This window comes from Sphingobium jiangsuense, from assembly GCF_014196495.1.
Lineage (GTDB): Bacteria > Pseudomonadota > Alphaproteobacteria > Sphingomonadales > Sphingomonadaceae > Sphingobium > Sphingobium jiangsuense.
This window is the reverse complement of the sequence record NZ_JACIDT010000033.1, coordinates 1-19,270: the sequence shown is the minus strand read 5'-3', so window position 1 is coordinate 19,270 and position 19,270 is coordinate 1. Positions and strand designations below refer to the sequence as shown.

Sequence of the window (19,270 nt, the reverse complement as noted above, 5' to 3'; positions counted from 1 at the left end):
CGGTCGAGCACCGATTCCATGTTCGTCCGATAGGTCGGCAGGCTTTCGATCGGACTGGCGTTATCCCGCCAGTCGTTTGGCCCCATCGCAATCCAATATTCGTCACCAGCCGTCAAAATCTGTTCGGGAAAATAGAGGGGCCGGGCCAGATCGGCGCTGTTGGCGATATGCTGCATCCTCGCACCGGACGCCGAGCAGTTGAGAAGCTGGTACGCGGGTAGGCGGGCATTACGTGCCCAGCAGGCGACAACTTGGATCGTTCCAGAGACGCGGGCGACGGTATAGGTATTCTGGCCGAGCGTTACGCCGTCGCTTTCGCCGAGCGTGATCGCGATAAAATCGGTCGGCGTCTGCTGAATGCTCACTGTCTTTGTCGCAGCGCCGCAGGTGACGGTGACCGATCCGGTTCCTGCCACCGACCGGACCCACACGGTGAAGGTCTGGGTCGGATCATCCGGCGTATAGGTGAAGGGGGTCGTCGTGGTACTGTTCTGCAATATGCTCCACGTCGCCCCCGAAAAGCCGTTGTATTCCCAGCCTGCACCATTCTGGAAACGCGGATCGAATGACTGAAAAGAGGATGCGGTAGTGTAGCCCAGAGTTCCGACAAAGAACTCGTCCTGCGCATAGAACCCGCGCGCCCGGATAGCATCGCGCAGTCGTCGGATCGGTGCGCATTTATATCCCTGGGCATTACCGCTCGGAAACGCGGTGTTGTAGCCCGCATCAATGCTCGTTCCGGCGATCATGATCTTGCGCGGGCTGGCGAGGCGGTATTTCAGCGACGGCAGGCCATTGCCCGCAGCCCAGCGGTCGGCCGCGCCACGGGAGAAGCCGCCATATGCGCCAAGACCCAAACTCATTGTTCGTTCTCCCCGCCATTTTTGCCGGTGTAAAGGAAGGCCATCACCAGTCCGATCAGCCCCTGAATGACGATGGCCTGCGCCAGAGATTTGAAGAGGTCGGATTCAGCCAGATCAGGTTTGAACGCGAGCATCGCCAGTACGATCACCGTCAGGATGAAGATGCCGCCGCCTGCGATGATCCGGGCCGCTGCCATGTTCATGGGTGGGAGCTTCATGCTGCACCCCGATACATCGCGGCCTCTGCCGCCCGCCTGCGCGCAAAACAGTTGCAGCCGCCCTGTTTACCCACTAAGCGTAGTCCATGGATGAGATATGGAAACCAGCACCCGGATATGAACGGTGGATCGAGGTATCTGACCAAGGTCGAGTGCGCAGCTTTGATTATCTCGCTCCCAGCAAACGAGAAGGGCAGCCAACGCAGTTGAGGCGGGGGCGTATTCTGACTTGCCATGCATCCAACGGCTACCATCGTGTCGATCTCAAGCGCCTTGGGAAGATATATCGCGTCAACCTGCACAGGTTGGTGGCGCAAGCGTTTGTTGATGGCGAGTTTCCCCTCGCCACTGTCGACCACATCAACGGGGACCGTACGGATAATAGGGCGGCCAACCTCAGATGGGTTAGCCGCTCTGAAAATAGCAGACTGCAAAATGCTGACGGTCGTTGCGTTGGTAAAGGCGAGAAGCATCCGGGCGCAAAACTTCGGGATGCGGATATTCCTGAGATATTTCGCCTTCGCCGCGCCGGATGGTCCCTTAGCGAGGTGGCCAGACAGTTTGGCGTCTCTATCCGATTGATCCACAGCATCGAGAAGGGTGAGAAGCGGGTTCATGCCCAGCCCCCCGCCGCCAAAGCATCCTGAAATTTCTCGGCATAGCCAGCGATCAGCGCCGCCTTGTCGGTCCCGTTGATGATGCGACGCGCATCGGTAAATTCCTTCAGTGCGCCCCGCCCGGCGCCGATATAGGTCGCCAGCGATTTGCCGGTGAACCAACCCTTCTCCATGCCGCGCACCAGAATTTGCACCGCGATTTCCGGGTCTAGCGCGAGATCGTAATTCTTGATCAGCGCGCCGCTCAACCCCAGCTCAGCGTCGGCGCGCTCGTAATTGGCGTGCCACGTCAATTGAACGAGGCCGCGCCCATAAGGGGCCTTCCCGGTCGAATTGACCTTGCCGTACTCGCGCCCCTTGCCTTTGCCCCATTCCTCGATTGGTTTCAGCCGCGCCTCATGCCATGCCGTTGCCAGCCCATAGGCGAGCCAGCCGACGCCCCAATGCGCCGCCGACGATAGCAGGCGATTGATGATATCGACCTGCTGCTGGTCGAGGGAGCCCGTGATCTTTCGAACGCCCGCGAAGAAGGTTTCTGGGTTGCTCAGGCTGCGTTGCTTTGCCGCCAGCACCGCATTCACCGCATCGACATCAGCCTGCGTCAATGCCGCGCCCTTGATCGCCCGGATCGCATCGAACAGGCGTTTTGCGTCGACGGTCATTTCACCCACCATCCCTTGAGAGCCGCAAGTGCCACCGCGACCGTCCCGATGATCCCGCCCGCCCATTTCGTAAACCGCCCGGCGTTCTTAACCGTCTGCCACGCCTCCACGATTTCCTTAGTCTTCTCGACCTCGGCTTTCATCGCCTTCATTTCGTCGCGCACGTCCTCCACAGCGCGGAGGATCGCGCGCATATTCTCGTCGATCACGCGAAAGCGCTCCTGCCCCTTATCCAGCCGCTGGATGATGTCCTGTTCGGTCATGCGTTTGCCCCTGAAACGATCGCGAAATTCAGGGTGACCGCATCGCTGAGCGAACCGCCCGTGTCGTTCTTGAGCGCAATCCTGAAGCTACCATCAGCGATATCGAATGCCTTGGCCTCATAGTCGCCATTCTGGGCGAGAACGGTGATGATATCTGTTGCCCTGACCGCCGAATTGGTCACGGTGAACCGGGCCGCCGCCCCGCCCGGCAGCGCAGCATTGTGGGTGATGATCTGGCCGACCGGTGTATTGATCGTCACTCCGGTCGTCTTGCTCGTGGCCTGCGTGATCGTTCCGCCAGCGCCGGTGGCATAGCCGATGCGACCGATCGGGACATCGACCAGCGCGCCGATGCGGTTGTTGGTTCCCGCGTCTATCACTAGCGTCATGCCAGTGGTGCAGACGTTCCCTGCACCGAAGTGTATGTTGGTCGATCCCGACCTCAATCGAGCTCCGATCGTCGTTGAAGCGAAATTGTTATCGTCGATCAGGCAGTGCGAACCAGACACGGTCCCATCTATATCGATGGCGGAGACCGCTGTGTTCGGGTCGGTGTCGGGAAAGAACTGGTTTCCGATGATGCTGGCTTGATTGACGATATCCATTGCCACGCCGCGATAACCCGCATGGACGGCCCACCTGTTCCCGGAAAACACGAAATTGGGCACCGAGCAGGCGATATAGACGCCATCGCCGGGTGCGAATTTGAAGCAATCGCTATTGGTGATGGACAGCCCTTGATGGTTGACCCCATCAGCGGGCGCATAGACGTCCGTGTTGTTCATCGCGAAGAAACAGGCGTTCAGATTGGCGGACTGGGAGCCCGTGCCGTACCTGTAGCCGAGCGCGAGGAACCTGAAATGGACCGCCGTGAAGTCGAACACGCAGACGAATTCTCCGGCGTTCGATCGGGTGATGACGCCGGTTCCGGCTGGCGTGCTGGCGCCGTCGAACATGGAGTGCGAGAAATCAATATTGGACCAGTCGATGGCCTCGACCGCCGTGCCCCAGAAGAAAACATTGTTGATCCCATCGGATCCACGGAAATGCAGGCGTATCACGCTCTTTGCGGTCCATTCGCCGAAGAACGGATAGGCCCCGCAATCCATTTCGATGGCCGTGTTGCCGCCCGCCGTCCCCGCCGTGACCGAAAAACCAGTGAGATCGACGCTGTGCTGCTGGGACGAACCCACTACTCGCAGGAAGCCGTTGGACGGACAAAAAACCTCGGTATTGTCCATCCCGTCCCCGAATATCGTCAGGCGGGAGAACGCCCATGTCGCCATAGGCCCCACGGCGGGGTTCGGCATCGTGACGGTGATCCGGGAGGCGATGCGATATTTGTTGCCACCGGGAATATAGAGCGCCTTTTTGGCCGCGAGGCAGAAGTTTATGGCAGTTGCGAAAGCCGCCGTGTCGTCGGTCTCGCCATCGCCTGCCGCGTTGAATGGAGCGTCTTTGACCGAGATATAATCACGCCCCTTGCGGCCCAGAGTGCCAGCCGGATAATCGGACGCATGGGAGAAGCCAACCATCCCGGCGCCCTCGCCTGATGCCAGCTTGTCAATGAAATCGCCAAGAGGCCCGCGGGCATCAGGCTCATAAAATACCTGTGCCCCGAAGCGATCGCGGACGCGGATGGAATATTCAGTCGGCCCATAGACCTGCGCGGGCGTCCCGGCGCGCACGATATAGCCGCCAATGGTATTGGCGGGCTGGGCCACCGGGTCCGTTCCAGCCTCATCCCAATAGATTGCGATAGGATGGGTTTCGGGGTCCTGGTTCGGCGCGCCGATGAATATCTTGCCGCCGTTCAGCCCGCCACCGCGCTGATCGAGGAAAATGGGGTAGGGATTGATTGCCGAATAATATGCCATTGCGATGCCCAGCCGAAATATGGCTGAAGCATTGCTTTTGCGGCGGGGGCAGCGCCATTAATGCTTTGTGAGGGAGGGCGCTAGGCCCTCCCGGTTAGGGGGCGATGCGCTTGGCGTCGGCCAGCATCTTCGCGATGGTCTCAGGCTGGGGATAGCCGCCATCCATCCATAGCATATGGAATTTCTGGACGAACTCGCGCGGGGTTGTAGGGGTCGCCTCGTTCATCTCCTGAAATCTCGCGAGGTAGATTTCATTCAGGCGATCTTCCTCTTCCTCGCTGGTATCGGAGGTCATCGCGCCGATAGCGCCGAACGCTTCCATGTAGTTGGAGAGCGCCATCTGGAAGGCGGGGCTTCCGGTTCCGGCAACGGCAGGGGCTGCGATAGCGACAGGCGCCAGTGCAGCGGCGGTGATGAGGGTGCGGCGGTCCATTATGCGCCCTCCTGCGTGGTCAACCGGCGTATATCGTCAGCGATAGTCCGCAGCATCCGGTCGGCATCTTCCGAGCCGTCGAACGCCTCGTCGGAAAGGCCCAGATCGATCTTGTCGACTACCGACGCCAAATCCGGTGCAGGCGTCAGGATGATCGAATTAACAGCCTGCGCGTGCGCGGTTGTGTAGGGATGCCAGTCATTCTCAGCCTGAAAGACCTGCTGAAGCGTTGCAAGACCGGCCTTCTGCGCCGCATAAAGCGGCTGAATAATCTCCTTGCTGTATCGCTCCATTGTGGCGCGGGCGAATCGCTCTGCCGCGATGGCGGCTTCCCATGCGGTGCGGTCCATCACTGCACCTCCGTTGCGAAAGCCTGCGCCATCTTCGCCAGCCCCTTTTGCGTGACGTGGCAATAAGGCTTCTGTTCCTTCATGCCGGTTCGCTCGTTGGTGTAGTTCGCCTCCTTATATTCGAGCCGCCCGTTCTGAATATGCGTCTGATAGGCCACCCAGCTACCGTTTTGGCGGTAGACCCACTTGTTCACGACCATCCAGCGCGTCATGGTATCGCGCTTCACGCCGAGCACCTTGGCGGCCTGCGTGAACGTCATGCTCCCCTCGCTCGCGGATATGCGGTCCAGTGCCTCGACGGCGGGGCGCATTTCCTCGACCTTGCTTTCGAGGGCGATGACCTTTTCCACATTCTCCAACAGGAGCGCGCGGAGGGACGAGGGATCGCTGAGCATGGCGGTGGGGGAGCGGCGATCCTCCAAAATCTGCCAGCGGTCGATGATCGCCGCACGCATCGTCAGATCATAGCCGGAGACGAGGATCAGGCTCTCCCGCTTGGGCAGGTGGAAGATTGGATATTCCTGCCCATTCTGCGGATTGCGATAGGTGTCCCCAAATTTGGGGACACCCCCTTCGCCATGCAATTCCACCAGCATTTTCCGGGTGTCGCGCATCACATGGTCATGGCGCTTGCCGGTAAGGTCCGCGATCTCGCGGGTGCTCATCGTCTGCTCGGTGGATATGGTTATCGGGTTTGCCGGAATCGAAACCGGCGTGGTATGCACATGGGTAGCCATAACGAAATTGACCTTTCGTGACTGGTTAGGGCCGGTTGGAAGTTCCCGCTTCCTTCCGGCTCGATTATTTGATAATCGGTTATTCCTATGTCGTCAATATCTGATAATCAGAAAAAGAATAGAGGTCGTCCAGCCACGGGCTCCGACCCTATGTGGGGCGTTCGCTTCACGCCTGAGCAGCGCGCGCGAATCGAGGCTTACGCAATCGGTGCGGGGGTTCCGCGCGCCGAAGCGATACGCCGCCTTGTGGAGAAGGGGCTGGGGGAATGAATGATTTTTCCCGTTCACAGATTCTTCAATCGAATGAGCGTATCAAGGGCATATCGGGCCTTGGTTTCAATCTGTCGGTTGGCGTGATAGGCGCTACAGCCGCAAGGATTTACCTCACCCTCGACGTTGATATGGTCGCTGTGGTATGGTCGATGGGAGCTATAGCCCTTATATGGGCATCATCGAAGATTCTCACGCTGCTGGATGCGGAGGAGTGAACATGGAACTGCCAAAGATCATTGCGGAGATGTTTCCGGGGCTGGCGGCCATGGCGCTGGCAGTTGGCGGTTGGCTGTGGGCCAAGAATATCAAGCGCCGCGCCCATGGTGAGCACATTCACCCAGCCGAGTGACCCTTGACTCGACTCCCCGCACTTCGTCTGCATGATGGTAGGGCTAACGCCCTTCCATCCGCCTCCTGAGTGCAGTATCCGGGCTTCAGTCTGAAGGATAGGGGGGAAGGGTGAGGGGTTTCATCAAATATATCTGGAACGGCCCCTTTTATATCGGACAGATAACACGTCCCGTCTCTATCGGAGACGTGTTGATGAAACTGCTGGAGACGGCGTGGAGGGCGCTTATTATCGCGGCTGTGGCATTTTCCATCATTGGCACCTCCCTTTCCCTATGGGATGCATACACATACACAAAGCGAGGAGACGACAAGGCGCAGGAAAGCGGCGAATGGGATGAATTCCCGCTGGTTGATGGCCTAGGAAATAATGTGGCGCAACAGGACGAAGAATGGCCCGGAACGCCAGTCAATTGACCATTCGGACGCTCCGGCGCTGGGCTATCGGCGCATCCCTCCTATGGTGGTTCTGGCCTACCGTCTGGTTGATCCTGTCAGGCGGATCACTCAATGGGCTGTGACTGATCCTCAGCTGCCAGTCGTCCAGGCGATCCGCTGAACTGCTGCGACAGATAGCGCTGCAAGCCAAGTGCGTCCTGAGCAATGGCCGGCTCCGCAGCAGCAACCTTTTTCAGCAATTCCATTTGTTTGCCGACATTGGGCTGCCCGCCAGCTTTCGCCGATTGCCGCAGCATCCGCGTGTATCCGGTAGCCCATTTCACGAAGCGCGGGTTCGTCCATAGTTTGGCGAGCGAATATGAAGCGCCGGCCTGGGCTGCAAGCGCAGGGAGGCCGCCAACAGAAGTAAGACTAAGTCCGGTGATGACCTGCCCCGCCGTGTTTGACGTATTCCGCAACGCATTCACCTTCGCAAGGCTCTCCATAACACCAGAGAACTCATCCAGATTGCGGCGCAGTTCACCCCTGCCGAAAATCAGATTTTTCGCTCCGGGCGACATATCGTTGAAATTCCGGATAAAGGTATCAGCGGCGAAATCCCGTCCCTCGCTATTGATCGGACGCCCCAACAGGCGAATCATCGCATTGCTGACCTCGCCCCATTCCTGCGCCGGTATGGATTTGCGGATTTCAGCCAATACCTTCAGGTCCGAGGAAGATTTCCCGCCGCGTGCGATGGCCTGCATCTTGGCCGCCGCAGCCTCTGCTGATTTCTGTCCGTCTTCACCAAGGATTTTCGCGAGCGCTCCATCAATACGCTCCCGGCCCCTTCGATACAGGTCATTGGCGCGTTCGAACGCCCGCAGCGCTTTCGGCCCCTGTGCGCTAGCGGTGGCGCGCATGTCCTCCGACAGCGCCCCGTAGAAGCGCCTGAGCGCAGCAATAGCGTTGCCGTCCGCTGCCAGCCCCGGTTGACCGGCGATCTCTCCGACGATTGACCGCAGGCGCTTCATGTCTTCCCACGAAACCTCACCGCCCATCGGTGGCTGGTTGGCCTCTATATAAGCTTCGTCGCGCGCGCTTTTCATCGCGTCAAAGGCTTCCTGCGCTCGCGTCACATCGTCTTGCGCCGTTTTCAACCTTGCAATCTTCTGCGGGTCGAGTGGAGATGCATCATCGGCGATGCTCCGATAGGCGTTGCGCGCGCCTTCCAGAGTTTGCGCCGCGCCGCGTAGTCGCTCTTCCTCCATCGTCAAACGAACGCGCCCCGCTTGCCGTGTGTCAATCGGCGTGAGGGCTTCGAGGGTAGCGCGCAAGCGGGGATGTCCAGTCCAGATCTTCGACAACTCCGGATTGCTCTTCATTCCCTCGGTGATTTCATTTAGCGCCGCACGAGTATTGGACAGGCTTGATTTCGCCTTTGGATCAACGGGGATGGCATCGTAGGATTTCGATGCAGTTTGCTCGAACTTGTCCATCCACTTGCGGGCCCCGGCTTGGGCCGCCTCGCCCATGCCCTCAAAACTGGTGGCGGGGCCGAAGGAATCGGCAACGTCATCGACGGCCCGCGTTACCTGCTGTGTCAGACGATCCCGTGCGCCCTGCATAACCTGTGCAGAGCCGGGCATGTTGGACAAGGTGTTGTCGATGATCGCCTTTCCACGCCCGGTTGCACCGAGCGGAAGATCAATGCCAAATTCCTGCGCCTGCTCTAGCGCCTGCGCAGCCAGCGACGGCCCGCGATTGCTGATCTTGTCGAGAACTTTCCCGCCGAGGTAGGAGCCCGCCGCCGCAGCGGCGCCACCCATAGCCGCGCCCGTCAAGCGACTATCATTGTCCGAACCGGCGCCATAGGCCGCGCCGAACCCCGTATCAGCTACAATACGGCGACCGGGTCCGGCGATCTTCCCAAGGCCCGTCATGCCGGTAATGCCGCCGACAAGCTGCCCGACGCCCGTGGCGATCGGGCTTTCTTCCGCCGCCGCCTCCTTGAGAAGTTGCGCTTGCCGCTGCGCCTCGCCTTCGCCGCGCCAAACCTCGCCAAGAGTGTCGCCGCCCGCAATGCCTGCAATCTCGTCCGACAGGCCGAAAGCGCCGGTATCACCGACAGCGCCCGCGAATGCGCCGCCTGCACTATTCGCGAGGGGGGACAGCAAAGACGGGTCGCGTCGTCCGCCAAGGGGGACCGTAACACGAAAGGCCGCGCCGTTCTGGTCGCGACCAGCCAGCGCGGCGTCGAGGTCGGGACCATAACGTGGAAAGCCATATTGCTCGGACAGCGCGTCAAAATCCGCCCTCGTGCTGCCCGGCGTGTCCGCAAGCTGCTGGGCTTTGGCGGCGAAAGCGTAATCTTCAGGCCTGGCCCATTCTCGCGCGCCGGTCGGGTCCAGCTCGGCGTCCGGAAGCTGTGGATCGCCCACGGCATAGGCGGAGAGGGGTGTCGAGCGGTCAACGTCCTGGTCTATCACCTCGCCGGGAAATTGCCCGGTACCGCCATATTCCTGCGCTTGTTCATTGTGCAGGTTCTGCGCGTAGGTCGTTGCGTCGTCAGGATTGTCGAAGATGCCCAGATGACGGCCCGTCCGGCGATACTGCTCGATCGCCTGCTGCTCGGTCATGATCTTGCCGTCATCCGAGACGGTGGGAATCAGCACCTCGCCTTGATCCGTGCCGATCGACATGCTGCGGACAGTGCTGATCGTGCCGTCTGCGTTATGCACGATAGGGCGATTGTGAATGTCGATGTTGCCGGGGGTTCGCAGGCCCTTGATCGTTCCTGCGTTCCCGCTCAATTCGCTGTCCTCAACGACAGTGCCAGGCCAGTTCGCCATTATCGACGCCTCGTCTTTCCATCAGGCGCGATGTAGAGCGTGCCAGGCTTCAATGCGTTAGCCTCCTGCACAGAGCGGACGCGGACAGGGCTAGATTGCCCCCCATCAAGCGCATCGGAGGCAAACAACGCATCAACCGCCTCTGACTCATATCCATTTTTCTTGAGAAAGTTCTGTTGCCGAGCCAGCGCACCTTTAATGATCTGGAGCCGCCTTTGAAGGTTCTTGCGCACCTCGCCTGGGTCCATGCGCTCACTGATGGTAGTTGCTTCGTAGGCCGCCTTTTCCTGCGCAGTGAGAGCGGACCCAAACAGGTCATTTCGGATCAGGTTATCAGTGCTTCGGAAGTCCGCCCACCAATCGCGCTGGCCCGGCGTTCCGGTCCCGAAAATGCCTTGCAGCGTATTTTCGAGGCCGCCAAGCCACGTATTGCCCGCGTAATCATCCTTGAACCCGCGCAAAGCCCGCTCCAGGCTATTGCGTACATCGATGTTGGCCGTCACCCGCTTGGCTGTGCTGTCAGGCACAGCCCTGCCTTGGCGGGTGCGCGTATCTTGACCTCCGATGAGAGTGACGTTGCCGTCCGCAGATTGCTGGTAGCGGAGTCTTGGGTCGAGGCCCATGGATTGGACCTCCTGCGGCGACAGGATGCGCGTCCGCTCCTTCGGCTGCGTCGGGACGGCGGCGACCACGCGGGCGCCCCCACCGGAGGTGCCCCCCGACTGATTGCGTAGCTGCACCATGTTCTTGTTCACGTAGGCGCGGGTTTCAGCCGGAAGGCGGGACAGCCAGTCACCCCCCTGCGCCAGCGCAGCGTCAACCCTTCCCGGACCTGCATTGTAGGCGGCCCACGCTTTGGCCGGATCGCCGCCATAGCGTTGCATCATCGCGCGCAAATAATCAGCACCGACGCGCGCCTTTTCTTCCATGCTTCCGTCGCGAGCCGGGGTAACGCCAAAGCCCGGATCGGCCTGCGTGCCCGGCATCACCTGCATTCGTCCCTGCGCGCCCGCAGAACTGGTCAGAACGCTGCCATCGGCGGCATAGTCGCGACCGCCGCTCTCGGATGCCATGGTAATCGGTAGCATGGAGGAGATGATATCGTCCCCTGGCATCATATCGCCGCCGCCTGAAGGGCCAAACCGCGTATCACCAGCATTCAGCGTGAAAGGCGCATCGGGGGCGGTGTAGAGGACATTGCCATCCTCATCGATCAGTCTATCGCCATATCCGGCTATCTTTGTCTGCGGCTTTCCGCCCCCAAGTTGTTGGACAACTGAAGCAAACTTGTCCGGCACGACCGACGCCATGAATAGGCTGAGACGCCCTTTGACGCTATTGATAGCTTGCGGATTGCCCGATTTCAGCAATGCAAGCTGCTGCTCGTCGTCGGACGTGTCCGCTCCTGCTTCCCGATCAGCGGCGATCCTTCCTTCCAGCTGGCGAATAGCCTCGTCGATGTTGCCAGCGCTCAATGCCGACCATATGCCCGCCGCCTGCCGCATATTCGATCGCTGCTCGGCTAGATCCATCTGATCCCAGCTTGCCTTGAGCGCATCCTTATATTGCGGGTAGCGGGCGATCAGCTTGGAGATCGCCATGGAATCGCCACTTGCCAGCGCGGCATTCACCTCGCGCTGCATCTGCCGCTCACGCATCCGGCCTTCTGCTTCCATCGCCGCCTGCTGCCGCAACATTGCCGTCTGCGTCTGCGCCTGTTCGACCTGAGCGCGTCCAAGCGAGCGCTGGATTTCGCGGTCGAGGAATGTCGGAGCATCTGCTATGGCCGCCAGGGGGCCGGGATTGCTGAGAAGGCCTGCCATTAGAACTTGATACCTCCGCCGCCTAATACCGAAGAAAGAACGCTGCTCAAGCCATCCCCGGCGTTCTTCCACTGGCTCGACGTGTAAGCCCCACGCAATAGAGAAGCATCAGACCGCGCCTGCCCTTGCTGGGTGAGGCTGTTACCGATATTCGACGCCGTGTTCGCGCCAAATTGGCCTAGTTGCCCTGCCGATCCCAGCCCCATGTTTGCAATCCCGCCAAGATTAGCCAGCTGGTTCTGAATGACGCTCGAAAGCGTATCAGCGCCGAGATTGTAGAGCGCGCCCTGTGTATTGCCGCCTCGCAATCCACCGGTCGCAGCGGCATTGGACAGAATGGCCTCCTCACCATTGCGATAGAGGCTGGTATAGAGCGGAGACTCCTTCAGCGCGTCAATCGCGCCCTGCTGATCGACTGCGCCGCCTGTAGTGGTGGTGTATGGCGTTAAGTCGCGATTCTGCGGCGCGCCATAGGCATCATAATGTGCCTTGCCATAGTCCGCGAGGGACATGGAATCGCCTTTGGTGAACAAATCCCGGCCGTTATGGCTGGAATAGTAATCCATCACGTCCGGGTTGGCGCGGGCATAAGCTTCCCAATCCACCGTCCTTGTCACGGGGGTGGATATCCCCAGAAGCGCATTGATCCCAGCCAGCGCGCTTGTGCCAGAGGCAAGATAAGGCGCGAAATTCTGCTGCGTTGTATCGAACTGGCGGCGCTGCTCATCGATGGCGAGTTGGGCCGCCTTGACCTGCGCATCGGCAGCCTTAGAGGCCGCCTTCTTCTGCGCGTTCCCGCCAAGGAGGGACGTTGCCGTACCTATGATCGAACCGAAAAGACCCATTGCGCCAACCTCAATCGCGATTGAGGCCAACCCTGCACGAACGGCGTAATTCAGCGCCATTAATGCTTTACGAGAGGTTGCCGTTGTCTTTCATGTCGGAGATGAGCGCCGCCAGCGTCCGAGAGACGGCTTGCAGTCCATCGGAGATCGCCTGCACCTCTGCCTGCGTGGGCGGGCTGCTGATGATGGGCGACGTATAGGTGGGGTACGCCGCCCTGTTCTGCGTCCCCGTAGGAACGTCGAACGCGCCCGCTGGCTTGGCCTTTATCTCCCCCGTGCCAGAGTCGTAATTGATCCCCGATCCTTGGCTCAACGCCTCCCGCGCCCGGTTCGTGGTGAAATAGAGATGCGTCGATCCCTCGGTCACATTGTCGCTGTTGAGCGCATGAACCTGAACGCCCGTTATCCTGCCCTTCGCGTTGACCGCGAACGCGACGACATGGGAAGCATCGCCGTAGCCGCCGGTCGTCACGCCGGTATCGGAAAGGCCGATGGTCAGCGTCCCGCCTGCGCCGCCATCGGTGAACTCGACCTCCCCGTCCGAGGAGACGACGCGCTGGTTCTCGAACAAGGGTGACAGGTCGAGCGTCAGGATGGCGGCATTACGGATACCCTCGATCTGGGTCGCCATATCGTCGCTGTTCATCCCTAAATTCTCGAAGGCCCGGATTGTCTCCGGGTTGCTCAGGAACTCGCCGAGCAGTTTGCGAGAGAGATTGGAAACCGTGGCCATTATCCACCCAGCGGCTGAATTGCCGCATCCAGCCGGGCAAAGGCAGCGCGACCCTCATCGGCTCCACGAAAGCGCAAGCCGATCCACTGGCTGAAGCGGACATTCGGGCGCCATTGCATCCTGACGGCCCTTTCTCCCGCCCGTCCTACCGAAATAGCCCGCTCCTGCGACCAGGTGGTGCCGTCGATCGTATAGGAAAGGAATGTTCGCGGCTCGCTGTTGAGTGGCGCCCGTCCAGACAGCCCAGTCAACTCGACAGCATTGATGATGCCGCGCCCCGCCTCGTTGTACAGCAGGGCGGTATCGATGCGCCAGCCAGCGACCTCGCCGAAATGCAGGGCCGTTGTCCCATCGATATAGCCGATATTCCCGGCGTCATCCCCAACGAACAGCTTTCCGTTCGCAAAAACGCCGCGCCTACCACGATAGGGCTGATCCGCCTTCACGCCAGACGCTAAAATAGCCCAGACGCGGCTCTTGGTCTGCGCCGAAGCAGAGGCATAATATACCAGCGTCTTGTCCGGCAGGTGCACCAGAAATCGCTGCTCGTCCGCATCGACGCGGCTTTCACATTCGATGGCGGCGGCCTGTTCGTCGGTCAGCTTTGCCAGTTCATCGTCCACGAAACGCGTCGATATCTTGGCCGCGTCGCCATTGCCTGCGATATAGACGCCAAGCGCCTCGTTCCGTGCGCTGCCGACGAAGGCGAAGGATTGCAACAGCGGAGCTTTTGCATGGGTTCCTACCGCCCCAAACGGGATCAGCGCGCCGGAGTTGCGAGCGAAGGGAAAGCCCGTGGAACCTGCATTGTAGAAATTTTCGATGGTATAGCGATTGAGCGCATAGACCTCGCCGCGAACCTTGATAAGCCCGACTATACGGTCGGGGTCCTCTTCCGCCGATCCATATTTCAGCGGGTCGATCGCGGTCGGGTTGTTCAACTCGGTGACGACCAGATACTCACCGTCAGTCGTCATGAAGCGGCCATCGATCCATATGCCGTCCAGCGCCTGGCCAAGGTCGGGGTCGGTGATCTGGATCAGCGAAGTGCCGTTCCAGTAATACATCCGGCCGCCAGAACCGATGGCCAGATAGTCGAAACTATAGTCGAACCAGCAGGGGCCGCCATATCCCACATCACCGAGTTCCACGATCTTGCCTGCCGCCGTCAGTCGGACCAGCTTCGGACCCATGACGCGATAACAAACACCGTTCCAGTTGATCCCACCGCGATCTGCGCCTGGGCCTTGGTCGGTGCCGGTGATCCCCGGCGCCATTCGCAGATACCCATCCGACAAGCCCGTCTCCATGATAACCGGCTCGCGGTTGACGGGTGGGCTTTCCACGAAGTCGCCCACAGTATCGGCGTAGACGCCCTTGAGGATTGGAATGCGCATCAGCAGCGCCTCCGCCCGACAGGCATGAACGGCGAACGATGCGTCCAATGGCGATTACCGGCCCCCGCGATCGTTGAGCGCCCCCAGCCGGATTCGCGCACGCGGGCACAGATCGACCGGATTGCCGCCATCCCCGATGCCAGCCGCTGCCGCGTCTCCTGCCCCATCGCCTTGCCCATCGCTGGCGCGATCGCCATTGCCAGACTTATCGCAACGCCGGAAATGGTCGCGTCGGGAATGCCACTCATGTCCTCAAGATCGCCGCCGCCGAATATCTCGGGGGCATTGTAGTTCAGGTCTTTATCGGTCGCCCGCCATTCGGCCATCAGCGCATCAAGCTTGCGCAGCCCGGAGAAAAGCTCTTCGGGCGTGACATTGAACTCATATCCAGCCAGTGAACATTCCTCATAGGCCATCTCGATTATCTGGCGCTTGGTCGCGGTCGATGGGCCGATCTGTGACCACGCGCTTGGCTCTATGGATAGAAGAATGGTTTCTTCGAGTGTCTCGCCTGCGGTTGTAACGATGCGGGAGATAAGCTCGACTCGTTCGCATGGCTTTCCGCCAGAAATGGTGCAGGAGATGCTGGTGAGCGTATTCGAGACGCTGGAAAGCACAACAGCGCCGCGTTTCAGTTCGAGCGCAGCGCTATCGATTTCAGCCCCGTTAAGCCGTCCAATCCAGCTATAGCTGTAGTGACGGACTTCATCCGGGTCCTTGGCTCCCCACGATACGGTCATCAGGCTTTCAAGCGAGCATCGATTGCCGCCTCTATATCAGCCAGCACTCCCTTGCGGCTCTTGCCCGCCGCCTCTTCAGCTTTCAGCGCCTCGAGGTCTTCCAGCGACAGGCCGGGAAGTGCGGCCTCGATTTCCTTCGCCGTCAGGGCCAACAGCGGCTCGTCATCCGGCGCAAGATAGGCAACCGCTTCCTGCCAGCCATCGGCCAACGCCGCCTCATGCTGTTCGGGACCCTCCACGACCATGCTGTCGGTATTCTTGCCGTCCCAGCAAAAGGCTGAGCCTGCGCGATAGAGCATGAGGGGATAGATATCCATGTCAGTTTCCTGTTCCGGGGGTGATGTAAACGGGATTGTCGCCGTCTTCGGCGGATGAGATGAGGCTGAACTTCTTAGGCCCGGCGGCGCAGGAAAGGCGAATCTGCATCAGCGGAGGAATCGGGATATCCCCCTTTGCGCCACCCGCGACAGGGATCGCCGCGTTTGCGCCGGAAGCGCTTTCGGACGGAAGATTGGCGATCCGCATGAAAGCCGTCGCGGTGTCGCTGCTGTTGAAGATCGCGAGGGTATCGCAACCATCTGGCAATGGCGCGGGCGTCGTCGCGCTGGTCACATGAGCGACCGCGATGGTGCCAGCAGGAGAAGGATTGAACGGCTTGATCATAGGCGCTCCGAAGGGTGAGGGGAGGCTGAAGCCTCCCCATCAGGTCAGGTCTGGCTGAAAAGCTGGAGGCCTATCATCTCCGGCTGCACCGCGCCCACGCCGTAATCGATGTCGAGGCGGGCCTTTGCGCTCAGGTCGTTGATATTGCCCTGGCGCGTGTAGGTGATCGGCAGTCCCAACTTCGGCGTGGTGCCGCGAGCCACTACATTCCAGCCATCGCCCGGATCGACCGCATAGGTGCCGGGGATCAGTTCGATGGCGCGCTTGTGGAAGAACACATTGGCTGGTGCCGTAACCGTATTCAGGAAGGTGATATTGGCGCCGTTGGCGGGTGCCGCCGTCACATTCTTATACTCCAGTTCGGGGCGCGTACCGCCAGTTCCGCTGATGATCGGCGGCGAAATGCGAACAGTGCCAGTGCCACCGCCACCAGAAACAATCTGGACGATACGGAACGTCTTGGGCTGCCCGGTATCCTGCTTCGAGATGTGATGCACCGAATTGACACCCGCAATCGTCAGCGCATCCCCGACCTTCACCGTGCCGCTCGTCACCGCGATGGAGATAAGCTGCGTCCGATTGTCCACGTTGGTCGGGTTGCCATCCACGTCGAAGGTGGCGGCGACTGGCGTGTAGTAGAGCGGCTGCGTATTGGTGATGGTGACGCCGGTCGCGGTCGCGGCAGAGACGAGCTTGATCTGGTCGTTTTCGAACAGATCGAAATTGCCGATGCTCTTCACATATGCGCGCTCATAGGCGCTCCGGGCCAGCGGGCTGTCACTGGTTTGGGGCTTGGCGATCTGCCCGGCCATCTTCAGATAATCGCGAGCCGAATAGAACGCCTTCTTGTCGAAATTAGGGACGCCCTGCTCGACCATGATCGCGCCCATTTCCGCGAGGTCATCGAAGCCGGTCGCGGCGACCGTGCGCTTGGAAACGAGCGTCGCCCAATTCGCCGCGACATCGAAAACGCGAAGATTGACCTTCGACGCGAGGCTCAGCGCCGCATCGCGGAAATAGCGATCGATGTTCGCCTTGTCGCGGCCATCCTTGGCGCTGTAGGTCACCGGAGTGGAATGGTGGATGCCGACGCTAACCGGAACGGAAAGCTGCGTGATGCTACCGAAATTCGCGGTCTGGTCGAAGCCATCATAGACCGCCGGGATATAGGGCTGCGGGCGCCAGATCTTGTCATTCATACGCTGGTGCGCCGCCGGGCCGCCGGGGAGGTTATATTTCTCGACCTCCTGAGCTATGACCAGCATATCATCGAAGCCCTCAAGCATGTCATCGAAGGCAACGAGTTCATTTTTCGCGGTATTGACTGCCATGTGAAAAATCCATCAATGGGCCGGGCCGTCATCTCGACGGGCAAGGCAGTTGATTATTTCGCCTGAGCTTTCAGCTTCGCCTTGTAAGCAACCAGTTTGGAACGATCGCCGGTTCGGTCAGCTTCTTTCTCAAGCCGCTCAAGGTGCTTGTCCGAAGCCTGAGCGACAGGCGCGCTACCGCGTGCGATGCGTTCAGGTTCGGGCGGACCGCCGCGTTTCTTCACAGACATTTTTCCTTCCAGTTTCGAAACGGCGACGGCCAACTTGATCGGGTCGGTAATCTTGGAGATTTCAGCCAGTTTCGCCGGATGCTTACCCAGCGCGTACATGACCAGGGCGGAGTTGGACGCGGCCTTGACGATGACGGCCTGCTGAATATCGCTGAGCGATGCCAGCGCCGTGTCCTCAGCCTCCTGCACATCCTTGAAGCCCAGCGCCGCCTTTTTGGCGATATGGCCCTGCACCTCTTCGGCCCATGCATCCTGCGCCTGCCTGGCGGCCTGTTCGGCCTCCGTCTTCTGCGCTTCGGCCTTTGCCTTCCGCTCCTTCCACTGGTCGAGCGCCGCCTCATAGGCGTCCTCGTCATAGTCGCAGCCGGCGAGCGTCGGCTTTTCGCCAACCTCGATCGCCTGCGGCTGTGGAGCGATCCTGCGAAGCTCCGCAATCTGCTTGTCGCGCTTGCGTATCTCCTCGCGAAGATGCTTGGCTAGGCCGGTTTCCGCCTCTCCTGAGGCTGGCGCTGCCTCATCATCGAACGAGATGACCTCTTCCTCATCATCCGGCTCATCGCCATCAGTTTCGGTCTCGGCCTGCTGGTCCTGATCCTCCTCGTCCTCGCGGGCTTCGAGTTCTTCCGTCAGTTCCAGCGTGTCATCGTCGATATCTGCCATTTACCTACCCATTCGCTCACCAATTCCGGCTTGGCGGTTGCCGATGGCAGGAAATTACGGGTGCGCGGGGGATGTGGGCTATTAATGCTTTTGCGGCTCACATTGCTTCGAGGGTGCCAGCCACCAGCTTGGCGTGGCCAAGATTGAACATTGCGATTGCGCGCAGGCCGTCGATATTGCCCCAGCCAAATATTTCGATAGCGCCATCGATTTCCGCACAGGCAACCATGCTCTCGATATGGCCAATCTCGCCTGCATCGATCTCATCGGCCATGCGTCGGAACTGCGCCGCGATGTCCTTTGCGCAGATGTCACGGAGTGGGACAATCTTGAGAGACGACATGCTCACGCCGCGAAGTCCGCAGGAAGGTCCCGACCCATGCGGATGCGCGGACCTTCCGTGCGTCCTAGATCCGGATCACCTCCTCTCGGTTGTGCGGTGTCATTTGCCGCCTCCATCCCAGCCATCTGGGTTTCGCGAACGGTCTGCCCTGTCTGCGCCGCCTTCTGCGTAGCGCTCGCCAGCGTCTCGACGGCCTTCGCCTTACTGAGCGCGGTATCGGCCTCGGTCTTGCCGATCTGGGCTATCTTGAGCGCGGCTGATGCCTCGAACTCCTGCGCCTGAGCCATGAGCGCCTGCTGCGTGGCGTCGGGCTGCTGATTGGCCGCCGCCTCTTCCATCGCCCGCTGCTCTTCCTCGTTCGGTGCGACGACGCCCATGGAGACGAGGCGCTTGCGCGCATATGCTTGAAGATCAGTCATCCCTTCGCCATCCTGGTTCATGACGGCGGTGAGCGTGGCGACGGTCGCCAGTTCGGTATCGCCTGCCGCTTGCGCGACCGTGGCGGTGTTCAGGCAGGACTTGACTGTCTTGTCCCGGCGCTGTCCGGCGTCAGCGCCAATGGCACAGATTTGAGGTTGTGAATTAAGGAGGATTTGGGCTTCGTCGTAGTGACGAAGGAACGAAGATGAAGCCC

Annotated in this window: 24 protein-coding genes; 4 read left to right on the top strand and 20 right to left on the bottom strand. The window is 60.1% G+C overall.

Going from position 1 to position 19,270, the window contains the following annotated elements; genetic code table 11:
- Together GGR43_RS22275 and GGR43_RS22270 are read right to left on the bottom strand one after the other, a co-directional pair.
- On the bottom strand, nucleotides 1–863 hold an 863-nt coding region (locus tag GGR43_RS22275; protein WP_188073965.1), incomplete at its 3' end, for a hypothetical protein.
- Nucleotides 860–1,066, bottom strand: a complete 207-nt coding sequence (locus GGR43_RS22270) for a hypothetical protein (RefSeq protein ID WP_188073964.1) — start codon at nucleotides 1,064–1,066, stop codon at nucleotides 860–862. The genes GGR43_RS22275 and GGR43_RS22270, both read right to left, overlap by 4 nt.
- A gap of 101 nt (nucleotides 1,067–1,167) precedes the next feature.
- On the opposite strand from GGR43_RS22270, the gene GGR43_RS23985 reads away from it, so the two are divergent.
- Nucleotides 1,168–1,728 carry an HNH endonuclease gene (locus tag GGR43_RS23985; protein WP_188073963.1) on the top strand — a complete coding sequence of 187 codons (561 nt, stop codon included), beginning with the start codon at nucleotides 1,168–1,170 and terminating at the stop codon, nucleotides 1,726–1,728.
- On the opposite strand, the gene GGR43_RS22260 is transcribed toward GGR43_RS23985, so the two are convergent.
- From GGR43_RS22260 to GGR43_RS22235, 6 genes are all read right to left on the bottom strand, one after another.
- Nucleotides 1,695–2,426: a lysozyme family protein gene (locus GGR43_RS22260; protein ID WP_223177576.1), complete on the bottom strand. Its 732-nt coding sequence runs from the start codon at nucleotides 2,424–2,426 to the stop codon at nucleotides 1,695–1,697. The genes GGR43_RS23985 and GGR43_RS22260 overlap by 34 nt on opposite strands.
- Nucleotides 2,357–2,623, bottom strand: coding sequence for a hypothetical protein (locus GGR43_RS22255; protein ID WP_188073962.1), 267 nt, complete (start codon nucleotides 2,621–2,623; stop codon nucleotides 2,357–2,359). Before GGR43_RS22255 ends, GGR43_RS22260 begins: the two co-directional genes overlap by 70 nt.
- Nucleotides 2,620–4,500, bottom strand: coding sequence for a glycosyl hydrolase family 28-related protein (locus GGR43_RS22250; protein WP_188073961.1), 1,881 nt, complete (start codon nucleotides 4,498–4,500; stop codon nucleotides 2,620–2,622). Before GGR43_RS22250 ends, GGR43_RS22255 begins: the two co-directional genes overlap by 4 nt.
- 94 nt (nucleotides 4,501–4,594) lie before the next feature.
- Nucleotides 4,595–4,933 (bottom strand): hypothetical protein, encoded by a 339-nt coding sequence (locus GGR43_RS22245; protein ID WP_188073960.1) that lies wholly within the window; start codon nucleotides 4,931–4,933, stop codon nucleotides 4,595–4,597.
- Complete coding sequence (locus GGR43_RS22240) at nucleotides 4,933–5,283, bottom strand: hypothetical protein (protein WP_188073959.1); 351 nt, start codon at nucleotides 5,281–5,283, stop codon at nucleotides 4,933–4,935. The genes GGR43_RS22245 and GGR43_RS22240 overlap by 1 nt, the downstream gene beginning before the upstream one ends.
- Complete coding sequence (locus tag GGR43_RS22235) at nucleotides 5,283–5,948, bottom strand: phage antirepressor KilAC domain-containing protein (protein ID WP_188073958.1); 666 nt, start codon at nucleotides 5,946–5,948, stop codon at nucleotides 5,283–5,285. The genes GGR43_RS22240 and GGR43_RS22235 overlap by 1 nt, the downstream gene beginning before the upstream one ends.
- A 338-nt stretch (nucleotides 5,949–6,286) precedes the next feature.
- On the opposite strand from GGR43_RS22235, the gene GGR43_RS22230 reads away from it, so the two are divergent.
- The 3 genes from GGR43_RS22230 (at nucleotide 6,287) to GGR43_RS22225 (ending at nucleotide 7,058) form a co-directional block, all read left to right on the top strand.
- Nucleotides 6,287–6,508, top strand: coding sequence for a hypothetical protein (locus GGR43_RS22230; protein WP_188073957.1), 222 nt, complete (start codon nucleotides 6,287–6,289; stop codon nucleotides 6,506–6,508).
- Between the two features lie 2 nt (nucleotides 6,509–6,510).
- Entirely contained in the window at nucleotides 6,511–6,642 is a 132-nt protein-coding gene (locus GGR43_RS23830; protein ID WP_281392572.1) for a hypothetical protein, read from the top strand.
- A 194-nt stretch (nucleotides 6,643–6,836) separates the two neighbouring features.
- Entirely contained in the window at nucleotides 6,837–7,058 is a 222-nt protein-coding gene (locus GGR43_RS22225; RefSeq protein WP_188073956.1) for a hypothetical protein, read from the top strand.
- Between the two features lie 86 nt (nucleotides 7,059–7,144).
- Here GGR43_RS22225 and GGR43_RS22220 read toward each other — a convergent pair whose 3' ends face one another.
- From GGR43_RS22220 to GGR43_RS22165, 12 genes are all read right to left on the bottom strand, one after another.
- A complete protein-coding gene (locus tag GGR43_RS22220) occupies nucleotides 7,145–9,871 on the bottom strand; it encodes a hypothetical protein (RefSeq protein ID WP_188073955.1) in 2,727 nt (908 codons plus the stop codon).
- Nucleotides 9,871–11,694 (bottom strand): lytic transglycosylase domain-containing protein, encoded by a 1,824-nt coding sequence (locus GGR43_RS23670; RefSeq protein WP_246343985.1) that lies wholly within the window; start codon nucleotides 11,692–11,694, stop codon nucleotides 9,871–9,873. Before GGR43_RS23670 ends, GGR43_RS22220 begins: the two co-directional genes overlap by 1 nt.
- Nucleotides 11,694–12,599, bottom strand: coding sequence for a hypothetical protein (locus GGR43_RS22210; RefSeq protein WP_188073954.1), 906 nt, complete (start codon nucleotides 12,597–12,599; stop codon nucleotides 11,694–11,696). Before GGR43_RS22210 ends, GGR43_RS23670 begins: the two co-directional genes overlap by 1 nt.
- Before the next feature lie 7 nt (nucleotides 12,600–12,606).
- Nucleotides 12,607–13,185 carry a hypothetical protein gene (locus tag GGR43_RS22205; RefSeq protein ID WP_223177575.1) on the bottom strand — a complete coding sequence of 193 codons (579 nt, stop codon included), beginning with the start codon at nucleotides 13,183–13,185 and terminating at the stop codon, nucleotides 12,607–12,609.
- A gap of 86 nt (nucleotides 13,186–13,271) precedes the next feature.
- On the bottom strand, nucleotides 13,272–14,669 hold the full coding sequence (locus GGR43_RS22200; protein ID WP_223177574.1) for a packaged DNA stabilization protein: 1,398 nt from the start codon (nucleotides 14,667–14,669) through the stop codon (nucleotides 13,272–13,274).
- Nucleotides 14,669–15,409 (bottom strand): packaged DNA stabilization gp4 family protein, encoded by a 741-nt coding sequence (locus tag GGR43_RS22195; protein ID WP_188073951.1) that lies wholly within the window; start codon nucleotides 15,407–15,409, stop codon nucleotides 14,669–14,671. The genes GGR43_RS22200 and GGR43_RS22195 overlap by 1 nt, the downstream gene beginning before the upstream one ends.
- The gene (locus GGR43_RS22190; RefSeq protein ID WP_188073950.1) at nucleotides 15,409–15,726 is read right to left on the bottom strand and encodes a hypothetical protein; all 318 of its coding nucleotides are present in this window, start codon (nucleotides 15,724–15,726) and stop codon (nucleotides 15,409–15,411) included. The genes GGR43_RS22195 and GGR43_RS22190 overlap by 1 nt, the downstream gene beginning before the upstream one ends.
- Before the next feature lies 1 nt (nucleotide 15,727).
- Entirely contained in the window at nucleotides 15,728–16,072 is a 345-nt protein-coding gene (locus GGR43_RS22185) for a hypothetical protein (protein WP_188073949.1), read from the bottom strand.
- A 44-nt stretch (nucleotides 16,073–16,116) separates the two neighbouring features.
- Nucleotides 16,117–17,358: a P22 phage major capsid protein family protein gene (locus GGR43_RS22180; protein ID WP_246343987.1), complete on the bottom strand. Its 1,242-nt coding sequence runs from the start codon at nucleotides 17,356–17,358 to the stop codon at nucleotides 16,117–16,119.
- 98 nt (nucleotides 17,359–17,456) lie between these two features.
- Entirely contained in the window at nucleotides 17,457–18,293 is an 837-nt protein-coding gene (locus tag GGR43_RS22175) for a hypothetical protein (protein WP_188073947.1), read from the bottom strand.
- 97 nt (nucleotides 18,294–18,390) lie between these two features.
- Entirely contained in the window at nucleotides 18,391–18,567 is a 177-nt protein-coding gene (locus GGR43_RS22170; RefSeq protein WP_188073946.1) for a hypothetical protein, read from the bottom strand.
- A gap of 71 nt (nucleotides 18,568–18,638) precedes the next feature.
- On the bottom strand, nucleotides 18,639–19,270 hold a 632-nt coding region (locus tag GGR43_RS22165; RefSeq protein WP_281392571.1), incomplete at its 5' end, for a portal protein.

Bases quoted from the DNA above. Each gene is read 5' to 3' on its own strand.
- GGR43_RS23985 (WP_188073963.1), top strand. From the start codon at position 1,168: ATGGATGAGATATGGAAACCAGCACCCGGATATGAACGGTGGATCGAG.
- GGR43_RS22260 (WP_223177576.1), bottom strand. From the start codon at position 2,426: ATGGGCGGGCGGGATCATCGGGACGGTCGCGGTGGCACTTGCGGCTCT.
- GGR43_RS22180 (WP_246343987.1), bottom strand. From the start codon at position 17,358: ATGCTTGAGGGCTTCGATGATATGCTGGTCATAGCTCAGGAGGTCGAG.
- GGR43_RS22240 (WP_188073959.1), bottom strand. From the start codon at position 5,283: ATGGACCGCACCGCATGGGAAGCCGCCATCGCGGCAGAGCGATTCGCC.
- GGR43_RS22230 (WP_188073957.1), top strand. From the start codon at position 6,287: ATGAATGATTTTTCCCGTTCACAGATTCTTCAATCGAATGAGCGTATC.
- GGR43_RS22255 (WP_188073962.1), bottom strand. From the start codon at position 2,623: ATGACCGAACAGGACATCATCCAGCGGCTGGATAAGGGGCAGGAGCGC.
- GGR43_RS22270 (WP_188073964.1), bottom strand. From the start codon at position 1,066: ATGAACATGGCAGCGGCCCGGATCATCGCAGGCGGCGGCATCTTCATC.
- GGR43_RS22185 (WP_188073949.1), bottom strand. From the start codon at position 16,072: ATGATCAAGCCGTTCAATCCTTCTCCTGCTGGCACCATCGCGGTCGCT.
- GGR43_RS22220 (WP_188073955.1), bottom strand. From the start codon at position 9,871: ATGGCGAACTGGCCTGGCACTGTCGTTGAGGACAGCGAATTGAGCGGG.
- GGR43_RS23830 (WP_281392572.1), top strand. From the start codon at position 6,511: ATGGAACTGCCAAAGATCATTGCGGAGATGTTTCCGGGGCTGGCGGCC.
- GGR43_RS22250 (WP_188073961.1), bottom strand. From the start codon at position 4,500: ATGGCATATTATTCGGCAATCAATCCCTACCCCATTTTCCTCGATCAG.
- GGR43_RS22245 (WP_188073960.1), bottom strand. From the start codon at position 4,933: ATGGACCGCCGCACCCTCATCACCGCCGCTGCACTGGCGCCTGTCGCT.
- GGR43_RS22205 (WP_223177575.1), bottom strand. From the start codon at position 13,185: ATGAACAGCGACGATATGGCGACCCAGATCGAGGGTATCCGTAATGCC.
- GGR43_RS22195 (WP_188073951.1), bottom strand. From the start codon at position 15,409: ATGACCGTATCGTGGGGAGCCAAGGACCCGGATGAAGTCCGTCACTAC.
- GGR43_RS22235 (WP_188073958.1), bottom strand. From the start codon at position 5,948: ATGAGCACCCGCGAGATCGCGGACCTTACCGGCAAGCGCCATGACCAT.
- GGR43_RS22225 (WP_188073956.1), top strand. From the start codon at position 6,837: ATGAAACTGCTGGAGACGGCGTGGAGGGCGCTTATTATCGCGGCTGTG.
- GGR43_RS22200 (WP_223177574.1), bottom strand. From the start codon at position 14,669: ATGCGCATTCCAATCCTCAAGGGCGTCTACGCCGATACTGTGGGCGAC.
- GGR43_RS22190 (WP_188073950.1), bottom strand. From the start codon at position 15,726: ATGGATATCTATCCCCTCATGCTCTATCGCGCAGGCTCAGCCTTTTGC.
- GGR43_RS23670 (WP_246343985.1), bottom strand. From the start codon at position 11,694: ATGGCAGGCCTTCTCAGCAATCCCGGCCCCCTGGCGGCCATAGCAGAT.
- GGR43_RS22210 (WP_188073954.1), bottom strand. From the start codon at position 12,599: ATGGCGCTGAATTACGCCGTTCGTGCAGGGTTGGCCTCAATCGCGATT.
- GGR43_RS22175 (WP_188073947.1), bottom strand. From the start codon at position 18,293: ATGGCAGATATCGACGATGACACGCTGGAACTGACGGAAGAACTCGAA.
- GGR43_RS22170 (WP_188073946.1), bottom strand. From the start codon at position 18,567: ATGGCCGATGAGATCGATGCAGGCGAGATTGGCCATATCGAGAGCATG.